This is a genomic window from Paenibacillus jepli (assembly GCF_047238105.1).
Lineage (GTDB): Bacteria > Bacillota > Bacilli > Paenibacillales > Paenibacillaceae > Paenibacillus_D.
The window spans coordinates 6,609,513-6,621,400 of sequence record NZ_JBDFMD010000001.1; the positions used below are offsets into that span (position 1 = coordinate 6,609,513).

Here is an 11,888-nt window from a genome sequence, read left to right on the forward strand (position 1 = left end):
ATTCTTCTCTATTGCTGAATTACCAGCTTGAGGAACGTCATATTTTCTCTTCTGTGGGAAAAGATTCCGTGTTATCATAAGGTTTCATCCAGCTAGGATCTCTAGTCATAACGCGCGAAGAGGAGGCTAATCGTGAAGAGAAAACGGATCTGGTTCATCCTAGGCGCAGTCGTAGTTGTGATCGTATTCCTGTATGCCAGCCCATGGACAAATCCGGGAAGCGACACAGCGATTGAAGCGATCGAAGTCATCCGGAAGCCGGGAGCGGTCGAACATGTCGTTTATGAAGACCGTTTCAAACACGGAAGTTTCGTCTATTACCTCCGGGATATGGCAGGCGGCTCACCGACGGTGGCGGCCGAATATGTCAGCAAAACCTGGAGCGGCAAGTGGAAGTGGGGATTCGGCGGCAGTCATGGCGGAACCCATATCTCGCTGTACGGAGACAATGACAACGATCCGCCGATCTCGTATCAATACATTCCCGCGGTAGATGAGGACCCGTTCATACAGCCGTTTCCTGTTCTCTTCGGTTCGGTTTTCAATGCTGAGATCTCCAGCGTCGTCGTGAAGGATTCGGGCAGCGGCGACGAGCAGCAGGCTGAGCTTGTGCCGGTGAACGATACTTTTGCTCTCTATTATGCCTATGTAGATGAATCGGATGGGACATCCTTCGAGCTGCTCGCTTATGACGATGAAGGTAAGATTCTTTTTACGGAAACCTATCACAAGTCGGCACGCCAGGGCAATAAAGCTGTAGCAGGTCAAAAAGGATGATTTCGTGACGCTATCGCTTCATTGACAGCAGAAAAAGCCGTACCGGGTGGATTGGAGGTAAGAATGACAGACCCCCTGCATACGTATCGTCTCGATCAAGTTCATTTCAAGCTCAGAGAACCCCATGATTTCAGCTGGCTTCAAGGCATGGGGACAGTTTTTGCCGTATTTGATCAACAGGACTCAGGCAATATAAGCTTTGGCGTCGAAAAGCAGGGTCAGCGTCTTTTTGTAAAAGCAGCAGGCTTGCGGACACAGGCCTATGAGGGCGAGACGATGGATGCAGTTACCCGATTGCGACATGCCATCCCGGTATACGAGGAGCTGCGGCATCCCGGGTTAATCAAGCTGGTGGATCACTTCCCGGTCGGCACGTCAAGTTATGCTGCCGTCTTTGACTGGTTTGAAGGCGAGTGTCTCCACCCGCATTGGTCCTTTCCGCCACCTGCCAAGTATGATGACCCGCGGTCGCCTTTCTATCGGTTCAAGAAGCTGCCGGTTGCCCGGCGCATCGAAGCTTTGGAGCGCATCCTTCAGTTTCATCAACATGTTGAAGATAAAGGATACGTGGCGATTGATTTTTACGACGGCAGCATCCTGTATAACTTTTCGACGCATGAGACGATGATCTGCGATATCGACTTGTATGCGGGCAAGCCCTTTTATAACACAATGGGGCGACTCTGGGGCTCGTCCCGGTTCATGTCGCCGGAGGAATACGAACTGGGACCCGTCATCGACAGTCGCACTAATGTGTATAACATGGGCGCGATGGCTTTCGGGTTGTTAGGCGGGGAGCGTGACCGTTCCATTGAGAAGTGGGAAGCGGGGGCGGAGCTCTATGACGTGGCTCTGCATGCGGTGCAATCCGACCGCGCCGGTCGATATGCCACGATTGCCGAGTTCTATGACGCATGGAAGGCACAACGTTGAGAAAAAAACCAACCAGAGCGGCCCGAGGCTGCTCTGGTTGGTTTGTTCGAAGTAGGCACACGGCGCCAGCCTTTTCTCCTTGTTAATGACTATGTGCAGCATGCCCATGTGGCATGGCGCCCCGGAGTGAGCACAGGACCGATTTTGCATGCTTGTGCTGCGCAGATTCGACTTGCAGGGTGACATGCTGGATGTCCAGGTGTGCCAACCGATGCTCGATCTCGCTCAGCAGCGATTCTGTCTCAGCTACTGTGTTCCCGCCATCGACGACGATGTGGGCCGTCAGTGCATGCAAGCTGCTCGTGATCGACCAGAGATGCACATCGTGCACGTCTTGCACGCCCTCCATCTCCCGGATCGTCTGTACAGTCTGGCCCAGATCAATGTTGTGCGGGGTACCCTCCATCAGTACATGCAGGGAGGAGCGGGTCACCAGATAGCCGCTTCGCAGGACGAGCGCGGCCACGATGACGCTGGCTGCGATATCAGCCCAGCCCCAGCCGAAGAAGATCATCAGGAGCGCTGCCGCTACCGCGCCCACAGATCCCAGCATATCGCTAATCACATGCAGATAGGCGCCGCGCATATTTAGATTATGCTCGGTGTCGCCGCCCCGCATCATGATCCAGGCGACCAGGATGTTGACCAGCAGGCCGATCGAGCTGATGATGAGCATTCCGGTCGTAGCGATCTCGGGTGGATGGGACAACCGCATCATCGCTTCATAGAATATATATAGCGCGATCCCGATCAATGTAAGTCCATTCAGCGCGGCCGCCAGAATCTCAAAGCGCCGGTATCCGTAGGTTTTGGTCGAACTGACGGCTTTCTGTCCCAGGGTAAAGGCCAGCAGTGCAATCCCCAGCGCAATCGAATCGGACAGCATATGACCTGCGTCGGAGAGCAGGGCGAGGCTATTCGTCACTAACCCTCCTACAGCTTCGACAATCATATAGATGGTGATGATCAGAAAGGAAAGCAAGAGTGTTTTTTTGTTGTTGGTGTGTACGTGCTGGTGTCCGTGACCATGTCCATGATCATGCGAATGCTGATGTCCTGCCATCGTCATCATGCTCCTTTAACTTTCTTGTTTAATATATGAACAATTGCTCATATGTTGTATTTTTATTATAGACAGCCTCCCGCTTGTTGTCAATCGTGTTGATCCGAATATTGGAAAATATCGTCGAGGTTGACCAGAGGTATGATACAATACGAGCATTAAGGACAAAGGAGCCGTATCCATGAGTATGCTTGAAGTGGTAGAAGTCCCGGCGCATCATCCTCATCGCATTCCTCCAGCAAAAAGTGGTCGGCTTTCTTGGCGTCGAACGGTTATCCGGCGAGGAAGCGGTGCTGAAGCATATTGCCGTGCTCCGGCACTACCGTAGGCTCGGAATCGGCAAGCAGATGCTCGACAACTACATGCGATTGTACCGGATTCCAACGATCGAAGCGGAGACCGACCGGGACGCCGTCCAATTCTATCGCCATATCGGCTTTCAGATAAAAAGCCTTGGCGAGAAATACCCCGGGGTGGAACGGTTTCGGTGCATTTACTATGACGGGAGAGATACGAGATGACCAACATTTACGGTGAGCTATGTACAGAGGTTTATGAACTGAGCAAGCCAGTCGGTATAGCGTACAGCGATGTAACGTATTATGCCGGTCGGCTAAAAGATACGGCAGGGCGTGTGCTTGAAGTAGGCTGCGGATCGGGGAGGGTACTGATTCCTCTACTGCAAGCGGGCATCCAGGCAGAGGGGATCGATAACTCGCCAGCGATGCTGGCCTCCTGCAGGAACAAATGTCGGGAAGCAGGAATCTCGCCTGTACTGCATGAAGGGGATATGAGTAGTTTTGACTTGGATGCTTGCTATGATGCCATCATCATCCCGGGCGGCTCTATTCAACTGATTGAAACTCGAGAGCATCTTGTACAGGCCTTGGCTTGCTATCACAAGCATCTGTGTAATGACGGCATCCTCGTATTGGATACGTTTTTGCAAACGGATTTTTCACAGCATACGACGAAGACAAGGGTGTGGGAGAACGATGCTCAGGAACTCATCACCCTGGAGGAGAAACGTGTAGAAGTCGACCTGATCAGGCAGCGTGTCATCTCTCTGCTGAAGTATGAGAAATGGCGGGAGGGGCGCCTGATGCAATCCGAGCTGCAGCGGCTGCCGCTATGTTGGTATGGCGTAGAGGAGTTCAGACTGCTGCTGCAGGACGCGGGGTTCAGGGATGTGACCATCATAGGTAACTATCAGTCCGGCTCCCCGCCGCAGGATCCCAACCAGATGATAACGTACGAAGCCAAAAAGTAAGCCTCAGCTGGACAGCCTGCAGTTGATGCCCTGCGATTCAAGATTCGCCAGCTGGCATCCGGTAGCCGCTGTGACTGAGCTGGAACCGCCCTTGCAGGCCGGCCGTCACATACACCTCGTGATCTGTGGTCACGAAGATGGCTTCAGCATCCTCCCACTGCTCGACAAAAGCCATTCCCCGGTCCAGTCCCAGCCCAAACACGGTTGTAGAGAGGGCATCGGCAACCATGGACACATCGGAGACGATCGTGACGCTCAGCAGGTCGTTCTGAAAAGGGTATCCGCCCACCGGGTCTAGGATATGATGATAGACTTGGCCCCCCGTCTTAAAAAAGCGCTCATAGACCCCGGAGGTGACGATGGTTTTGTCGATGGCCTGTAGCGTACCCAGATGGTCGCCGCGCTGCTCGGCAGGATCCTGGATGCCGATCGACCAGGACTCGCCCCCCGGCTTTGCACCGAAAGCCAAGATATTGCCACCCAGATCGATCAGGGCGCTCTCGAAGCCTTCTGTCGTGAGATACTCCGCGATCAGATCGGCGGCATATCCCTTCGCGATCGCGCCCAGATCGAGTCCCATCCCGCGTTTGTTCAGCCGAATCGTCTTCTTCTCCCTCTCTAGCTCCACCCGTTCATGGCCCACTAGAGCCAGCGCCGCTTCGATCTGATCGGGCGGCGGCACTGACGCGCCGCCATTGCCGATGGCCCACAGATCGACCAGCGGTCCGACTGTCGGATCAAATGCGCCATCGGACAATCGGGCGAATCGCAACGCCTGTTCTACCACCGCATAGGTATCCTCCGACACTTCTACGGCTCCACCGCCGGCCTGTGCATTGACCTGGTCGATCTCGCTGCCGGCGAGCTGACGGTTCATCTGCTGATCAACAATTTCCAGCAGCTCGCGGATGCGATCGAAATGTTTATCCGTCATGCCCTCGTCGTACACACGAACCGTAATGATCGTACTGAATAGGAAGTAGTTTCTCGCGGCAGGTCCGCCATCCGACTTCGGGGGGCTTCCTTGCGAGCATGCGGCAGTAAAGAGTGACATCAAGAAGATAAAGACCAGTATTTTTCGAAGCTGTTTTTTCATCATCGCGTTTCCTCCGTCCAGGGGCTTTTATTTATCGTATCAGATGCGCAGGTCGGCTCCTGTGATGTATCTCATAGTGACGGGAAGCACAATGACGGATAATAAAAGCATCAAAAGGTGTGGGGGAATGCAGCATGCGCAAACAGGGAGACAAGTGGTTATTGGCCGTCCTGCTAATAGTAGGCGTATGGATGAGCTTCCAACTGTTCGGCGGCGAAGTGGCGGAAGCAGCCGCCGTCCGGATCGAAGTCGACGGCAAGCTGTTCGCGACAATGGAGGTCACCGGTGCCGTGCAGTTCATCGAGATCCCCACGGCGCGCGGACATAACGTCCTGGAGGTTTCAAGCGCAGGCGTCAAAATGATCGAAGCCGACTGCCCTGACAAACTGTGTCTGGCGATGAAGCGGATCCACAATCAGAGGGAGACGATCGTCTGTCTCCCCAATCGCGTATTTGTCGAGATGGTGGACAGCTTGGACGGGGGAGGCGGGGTCGATGCCGTCGTTAAGTGATCCGCAAGGACTGCGGAAGCTCACGCTGATTGCCATTCTTGCTTCATTGGCCGTCGTCCTGGGTATCATCGAATCGCTGATCCCGTTTGCCGTGGCGATACCCGGCGCCAAGCTGGGCTTGGGCAACATTGTCGTGGTGGTCGGTCTGGTCTTCTTTGACGGCAAGGATACGCTGATGCTGATCGTGGTCAAGACTCTGCTTACCGCATTCATACTCGGCAGTTTTTCGACTTTTCTATTTAGCATACTGGGGGCGCTCTTCAGCTTTGTGGTGATGTTCACGATGCTGAGACTCGGGAGAGGGAGCTTCAGTCTGACTGCGATCAGCGTGGCCGGCGGCATCTGCCATAACCTCGGCCAGTTGACCGCCGCGGCATGGGTGCTCGGGACGACCAAGATCTATGCGTATCTGCCGTTCCTGCTCGTCACAGGCATAGCTACGGGAATCGTCGTCGGACTGGCATCTAGCTATCTGTGCGGTTCATGGTTAAGAAATGGATGGTACCGACCCATCCGCGACATCTTCTAAGAGGGGGCGGCGAGGATGAGGGAAGATGATCGGCAGGATCTCGCGATCCGCATCGAAGATGTGGTCTGCCGCAGAAGGCCTGATGAAGCGCCGGTAATCAACGGCATGTCCTTGGCCGTACCAAAAGGACAATGGCTCTGCGTGACAGGAGGCAACGGCTCGGGCAAATCGACGCTTGTCCGGCTGATCAACGGGTTGCTGGCAGCGGAGCAGGGGACGATTACGGTCGGAGGGTGCCTTTTGCGAGCGGAGACGCTATGGGAGGTGCGGAAGCAGGTAGGGGTCGTGTTCGCGAGCCCGGACGACCAGTTTGTCGGCTTGACGGTGGCGGACGATCTCGCCTTCGGACTCGAGAATCGCTGTCTGCCGCAGGAGGAGATGCAGGAGCGGATCAGTAGGGTGGCGGCGCAGCTCGGTATCGCGTCTCTGCTGGATCGTCATCCCGGCACGCTCTCAGGCGGTCAAAAACAGCGCGCGGCGCTCGCCGCAGTGCTGGCCATGGAGCCGGATATTCTGATCCTGGACGAAGCGATGTCTATGCTGGATGCCGCTTCGCGTCGCGAGCTGCTGGACTGGCTGACGCAGCTGCGGGCCACTGGACAGTACACGATGATCTCGGTTACCCATGATATCGAAGAGATGGCGGCTGCCGACCGGATGATCATGATGCAGGACGGTCAGATCGCTGCAGACGGCCGGCCGGATGAGCTGCTGCGTGATGAGGAGCTGCTCCGCAGTCATCGGATTGAGATTCCCTTTGTCGTTGCGCTGTGCAACGAGCTTAAGCAGCGTGGCTTGGACATCGGCGAATGGACTACAGAACAGGAAGCGGTGCATGCGATATGGGCATTATATTCGACCAGGTATCCTACAGCTACCCGGATGGACCTGGCCTTGTAGATGTGGACTTTCATGTGAAAAAAGGCACAATGTTGGCCGTTTTAGGCGCTCCCGGCTCGGGCAAATCTACTCTGCTGCAGCATATGAACGGACTGCTGCTGCCGGCTCGGGGGAGCGTACAGATCGACTCTCTGCGGATCGAGGCAGCCTGCAAGCGTCGGGTGCTGGCCGATGTGCGGAAGCGGGTCGGTCTTATCTTTCAATATCCGGAGCAGCAGCTCTTTGAAGAAACGGTGGAGCAGGATCTGTGCTTTGGCCCAGTGAACTTCGGAGCCAGTGAAGAGGAAGCTGCAGCAGCTGCCCGGCGGGCGGCCCAGTGGGTGGGGCTCGAGGAGGCATTCTTGTCCAGATCGCCCGCTCAGCTGAGTTCGGGAGAGCGGCGCCGGGCTGCGATCGCTTCCGTACTCGCTTCGGAGCCGGACATCGTCGCACTGGATGAACCGACAGCCTCGCTTGATGCTGCCGGGCGCGCGGACCTGATGTCGTGCCTTGCGCGTATGTGCCGGGAGGAGGGCAAGACGGTCATCGTGGCTACGCACCGCATCGAAGATGTGGCCCCCTATGCTCAGGATTATATCGTCCTCCAGGCAGGGAGACTGCTGTTCCAAGGCGACGGTAACGAACTGCTGCGCCGCCCGGATGTGCTGGAGGCTGCGGGTGTCACCGTCCCGGCGGCGGCTCGCATCGGCAGGCAGCTCAGCGAACTGCTGGAACTTGTAGACCAAGGGCTCCGCCCCGATCCTGCGGTGCTGGCGGGGGCAATCCAGGAAGCGATGGAGAGGAGGGGAGTCCGATGAGACGACGGCTGATGATCGGGCGATACGTTGCAGGGGACTCACGGCTGCATCAGCTGGACCCCCGGGCTAAGATCGTTTCTCTGCCTTTGTTTATGGCAGCTGTATTTCTCGTGGACACGTACGCCGCAGCGGGTGTGCTAGCCTTGTTCACCGCCCTCTTGATCGGGATGACGGGCATCCCGTTCCGATCGTTTACGGGCGGTAAAGCCGTTAATGTTTCTGCTGATCTTTATTTTTTTCTTCCACTTGCTAGTCGAGGACGGGGGCAGCCGCTATCTGCAGTTAGGGACATTCGCTTTCTATACCGGCGGCCTGGAGCGCGGCGTCGTCGCGGCGAGCCGGATGATCCTGTTTATCATATATGCAGCCATGCTCACCTTTACGACGCAGCCGGACCGATTGGCGCAGGGACTCAGCAGCGTGCTCACGCCGCTAAGCTTGTTGGGGGTCCCGATCCCCCGGCTGACGCTGATGCTCGGCATCGCCCTGAGGTTCGTCCCCACCTTGTTCGAGGAGGCCGAGCGGCTCTGGAAGGCGCAAGTATCGAGAGGGCTGGACTTGCGTCGCCAGCCGCTAGCCAGCCGGGCCCGACTGCTGGCAGCGCTGCTGATCCCGGTGAGCACCGGCGCCTTCCGTCGGGCGATGGCGCTTGCCGATGCGATGGAATCTCGCGGCTATCGGCTGGATATGGCCCGGACCGTTTACCGTTCACTGGGCTGGCAGGCCGCTGATAGCTGGTTTCTCGTCCTGTTTGCCCTGCCGGTTACGGCCGCCGCGATGCTGTAAGATCTGCTGCACAATGGATGAATATGAAGGAGATGAGGACAGTGGAGAGCACATGGAGAAGACGCTGGCGGGGATTCTGGCAGCTTGCCGACCCCAAGATATGGATCGCTTCAACCGTACCGCTGTTAATTGCTACGGCGCTTGCCTATGCCAAGACGGGCATCTTCCATATCGGCTGGTTCGTCTTTGCACTGCTGGGCATCTATCTGATCGAGATCGGCAAAAATGCGATCAATGAGTTTATCGACTACTATACCGGCGTGGACCGCTATGTCGCCGCAGACAAGCGCACGCCGTTTAGCGGCGGCAAGAAGACGATCGTCGACGGCCGGCTGTCGCTGGGCGAGACGGCGCTGATCGCTTTGACGACGCTGGGCGCGGCATTTGCCGTCGGGGTGCTGATCGCCTGGTTTCGCGAACCGCACGTCTTCTGGATCGGCATGATCGGGGGCGTGCTGGCCGTCGCCTACAGTCTGCCGCCGTTCAAGCTCAACTACAACGGTCTGGGCGAATGTGCTGTCGGCTTGGCATTCGGTCCGCTGCTCATCTCCGGCATGTACCTCATGATGACGGGTCAACTGGACGGGCAGATCGCCGCGATCGGCATCCCGATCGCTTTCCTGGTCATGGCGATCCTGTGGATCAACCAATACCCGGATTATGAAGCCGACCTTCGCGGCGGCAAGCGCAACTGGCTGGTGCGTCTGGGCAAGCGTCCCGGTCTGATCGTCTATGGCAGCTTGTTCATATGCGCATATCTTAGTCTGATCGTGCTGGCCTGGACAACCGGCAATCTGTACTGGCTGCTGGCACTCGCGACGATCCCGCTGGCCTGGCGGTCCGTGCGGGCAGCGGTTAGACATCTGGAGGATCTGCCGCGTTTCCTGGCGGCCAATGCCGGGACGATCCAGGTCTATCAGCTGATCGGCCTGACGATGATTGCAGCCGCGCTTCTCGGCGGCTGATCCGGTACGGAACCAAGGTCTGAGGATTGCGACAATTTTTGATGATGCCGTCTTACTTTATCTGGAATATCATGGCATGATAGGACTGGGTCTGGAGTCTTGCCCACGTTAGCGGCATGGACATTCTGACCCAGTCCTGGAAGTCTGTGCATGGAGGGGGTTATATCGGTTAGACTGTGCAGCATATTGAGTATAATATTCTGACTTTCATTTGTTTTATGATGTACATACCATGCAAAGGACGTGCAATCTTATTGGAACGAGAACATCCCATTTCTTATCGTGTGCTAGGCGTGCAAGGACTTGGCGGCTGGCTCATTTTGGTGCAGATCGGTTTGTACGGCGCCCTATTTTCGTTAGCTGCACAGTTTTTCTTAAGCACCCTGTCTGGCTTTAGTCCCGAGATCTGGCCCGTCCTCACTTCGCCGGATTCCGAGCTGTATTATCCGCTATTCGGACCGGTCCTGATTTTTGAAGCGGTCAAAAACGTTTTGTTTATGGCGTTTACGATTTTTATTCTCGTTTGTTTTTACCGAAAGAAACGGATCGTGCCGCGGCTGATGATTATGTTCTATAGTCTTCTTCTGCTGATCAGTATTATTGATGCGATCATCATCTATCAGATCCCGGCGTTTCTGGAACCGCAAGACGGCAAAGCAATCAGGACGGTCATCAGGGAAGGGCTGACCTGTGCCATCTTCATCCCGTATTTCTTAAAATCCGAACGTGTGGAGAATACCTTTGTGCAATAGGAGCGTGAAGAAGATGACTTTATCAAGACTGGTCAGCGGAGAAAGTACTGCGCGAGGATGCGCAGCTGCGGAGCTGCGGGGTGGGGTTCCAATTGCCGGATCAGCGCGAGGGCTGCCTCCGCATACGTATCGGCAAGCTTGCGGGCGCGCGCGATGGCCGGGCTGGCAGCGATACGATGGATAACCTCGTCGAAGGCAGGGGCATCGCTGTCCAGACCGAGTACACGGATCATCTTCGCAAGTTCGGGATCTTCGAGTGCGTAGAGTACGGGTAGCGTAACATTGCCATTGCGAAGATCGGCGCCGACTGGTTTGCCTGCAATCAACTCCTGCTGCGTGAAGTCCAGCACGTCGTCGCGAATCTGAAACGCCATGCCGAGTGCCTCGCCGAACTGGTAGAGGCGCTCGGCTGTTCCGGTGTCCGCGCCTGTCGCTTCAGCGCCAGCACGCAGGCAGAGCGCCATGAGGAGGGCGGTCTTGCGTCTTGTTTTGTCCAGGTACCGCTCCAGTGACAGATCGTAGTTAAAACGGTTGTCCAACTGATGATATTCTCCGACGCACAGCTCCGAGACGCTGGCGAGCAGCAGCGATTGGCGCCGTTCCTGTTCGTCGGGCTCCCGGTCCGGCGCCCCTTCCGCAGCCCACTCCAACACACGGGCCATCATATAATTGCCGGTCACGACGGCAGTCGGGATATCCGTCAGCGTATGCAGCGTCGGCACGCCGCGGCGAAGTGCGGCTTGATCGATGATATCGTCATGGATCAGCGAAGCCATATGCAGATATTCTACCATGGCAGCTATCTTCAGCACGGGCCGCCGCCGCTCCAGCCTGCCGAACCGGCTGCCCACGATCACCATGAGCGGCCGCAGCCGTTTGCCTCCGGCATGGATCAGCTGCAGGATTCCCTTGCGAACAGGAGATGAGGGGGAGAGGTCGCGGTCAGAGAGGACGACCTCCCGCAGCGTCTCGTCGATGACCTCCAGATTGATGCCCAGCTGTTGATGAAGCTTCATGACGCGTGTCCTCCTCCTTAAAGTCGTATCCAAAAGGATGAATTGTTTCAGCCTAAGCACACGATTGATTCAGATAATCGGCGATGTGTCTCCGGTGTTCGGCGAACAGCGCATCGGCTGGCCGGCCCCGCAGCAGCGCGAGCTGCATCCGTTTCTGCAGCGGGGTGAGCCATTGAGCAGCAGCCGCCATTCTCTGCGTTTGGAGGCAAGGCGGTATAGCAGCCCACTCAAGTAATCGCCGTCAAGGATACTCCGCGTCAGCAGAGCATTGTCCTCCAGAGTCAGTTGCAGATGCTTCAAGACAGCCAGCCGGATCAGGATGCAGCAGGCCAATATCGTAACTTTACGGTTATAGTCCAACGTATGAGTCTGGAGCAGCGTCGCAATATCTTCGATCTCCACCGCGTCCGGCGTGAAGATCATCTCGACTCCGGGATCCAACTGGTCGCGCAGCAGCCGGAGGGCGTCATGGATCAGCTTCGTTGTCATTGT

At 56.4% G+C, this 11,888-nt stretch carries 15 protein-coding genes; 11 read left to right on the forward strand and 4 right to left on the reverse strand.

The genetic code is table 11. The features are described 5' to 3' along the window. Nucleotides 1-132 precede the first annotated feature (132 nt). Together ABC336_RS28065 and ABC336_RS28070 are read left to right on the forward strand one after the other, a co-directional pair. Nucleotides 133-777, forward strand: coding sequence for a hypothetical protein (locus ABC336_RS28065; protein ID WP_413241802.1), 645 nt, complete (start codon nt 133-135; stop codon nt 775-777). A gap of 63 nt (nt 778-840) precedes the next feature. Continuing rightward, entirely contained in the window at nt 841-1,710 is an 870-nt protein-coding gene (locus ABC336_RS28070; protein ID WP_413241803.1) for a serine/threonine-protein kinase, read from the forward strand. 82 nt (nt 1,711-1,792) lie between these two features. On the opposite strand, the gene ABC336_RS28075 is transcribed toward ABC336_RS28070, so the two are convergent. After that, nucleotides 1,793-2,773, reverse strand: a complete 981-nt coding sequence (locus ABC336_RS28075; protein ID WP_413241804.1) for a cation diffusion facilitator family transporter — start codon at nt 2,771-2,773, stop codon at nt 1,793-1,795. A 224-nt stretch (nt 2,774-2,997) separates the two neighbouring features. Here ABC336_RS28075 and ABC336_RS28080 point away from each other — a divergent pair, with 224 nt between their 5' ends. Both ABC336_RS28080 and ABC336_RS28085 read left to right on the forward strand, forming a co-directional pair. Next, complete coding sequence (locus tag ABC336_RS28080) at nt 2,998-3,294, forward strand: GNAT family N-acetyltransferase (RefSeq protein ID WP_413242629.1); 297 nt, start codon at nt 2,998-3,000, stop codon at nt 3,292-3,294. Next, the gene (locus ABC336_RS28085) at nt 3,291-4,043 is read left to right on the forward strand and encodes a class I SAM-dependent methyltransferase (RefSeq protein ID WP_413241805.1); all 753 of its coding nucleotides are present in this window, start codon (nt 3,291-3,293) and stop codon (nt 4,041-4,043) included. Before ABC336_RS28080 ends, ABC336_RS28085 begins: the two co-directional genes overlap by 4 nt. Nucleotides 4,044-4,080: 37 nt before the next feature. Here ABC336_RS28085 and ABC336_RS28090 read toward each other — a convergent pair whose 3' ends face one another. Further along, nucleotides 4,081-5,142, reverse strand: a complete 1,062-nt coding sequence (locus ABC336_RS28090; RefSeq protein ID WP_413241806.1) for an FAD:protein FMN transferase — start codon at nt 5,140-5,142, stop codon at nt 4,081-4,083. Between the two features lie 131 nt (nt 5,143-5,273). Between ABC336_RS28090 and ABC336_RS28095 the strand changes: the two genes are divergently transcribed. The 7 genes from ABC336_RS28095 to ABC336_RS28125 all read left to right on the forward strand — a co-directional run bounded on the left by ABC336_RS28095 (nt 5,274) and on the right by ABC336_RS28125 (nt 10,380). After that, nucleotides 5,274-5,651, forward strand: coding sequence for a NusG domain II-containing protein (locus ABC336_RS28095; RefSeq protein ID WP_413241807.1), 378 nt, complete (start codon nt 5,274-5,276; stop codon nt 5,649-5,651). Continuing rightward, nucleotides 5,635-6,180 carry a Gx transporter family protein gene (locus ABC336_RS28100; protein WP_413241808.1) on the forward strand — a complete coding sequence of 182 codons (546 nt, stop codon included), beginning with the start codon at nt 5,635-5,637 and terminating at the stop codon, nt 6,178-6,180. Before ABC336_RS28095 ends, ABC336_RS28100 begins: the two co-directional genes overlap by 17 nt. A gap of 15 nt (nt 6,181-6,195) precedes the next feature. Next, nucleotides 6,196-7,080 (forward strand): ATP-binding cassette domain-containing protein, encoded by an 885-nt coding sequence (locus tag ABC336_RS28105; protein ID WP_413241809.1) that lies wholly within the window; start codon nt 6,196-6,198, stop codon nt 7,078-7,080. After that, entirely contained in the window at nt 7,023-7,877 is an 855-nt protein-coding gene (locus tag ABC336_RS28110; RefSeq protein ID WP_413242630.1) for an ATP-binding cassette domain-containing protein, read from the forward strand. Before ABC336_RS28105 ends, ABC336_RS28110 begins: the two co-directional genes overlap by 58 nt. A gap of 213 nt (nt 7,878-8,090) precedes the next feature. Beyond that, complete coding sequence (locus ABC336_RS28115) at nt 8,091-8,663, forward strand: energy-coupling factor transporter transmembrane component T (RefSeq protein WP_413241810.1); 573 nt, start codon at nt 8,091-8,093, stop codon at nt 8,661-8,663. Nucleotides 8,664-8,695: 32 nt separating this feature from the next. After that, complete coding sequence (locus ABC336_RS28120) at nt 8,696-9,628, forward strand: prenyltransferase (RefSeq protein ID WP_413241811.1); 933 nt, start codon at nt 8,696-8,698, stop codon at nt 9,626-9,628. A 254-nt stretch (nt 9,629-9,882) separates the two neighbouring features. Continuing rightward, nucleotides 9,883-10,380 carry a DUF2569 domain-containing protein gene (locus tag ABC336_RS28125; protein WP_413241812.1) on the forward strand — a complete coding sequence of 166 codons (498 nt, stop codon included), beginning with the start codon at nt 9,883-9,885 and terminating at the stop codon, nt 10,378-10,380. Between the two features lie 32 nt (nt 10,381-10,412). Here the strand turns inward: ABC336_RS28125 and ABC336_RS28130 are convergent, their stop codons facing one another. Together ABC336_RS28130 and ABC336_RS28135 are read right to left on the reverse strand one after the other, a co-directional pair. After that, nucleotides 10,413-11,396 (reverse strand): polyprenyl synthetase family protein, encoded by a 984-nt coding sequence (locus ABC336_RS28130; RefSeq protein ID WP_413241813.1) that lies wholly within the window; start codon nt 11,394-11,396, stop codon nt 10,413-10,415. Nucleotides 11,397-11,465: 69 nt separating this feature from the next. After that, complete coding sequence (locus ABC336_RS28135; RefSeq protein WP_413241814.1) at nt 11,466-11,885, reverse strand: hypothetical protein; 420 nt, start codon at nt 11,883-11,885, stop codon at nt 11,466-11,468. Between the last annotated feature and the right edge of the window lie 3 nt (nt 11,886-11,888).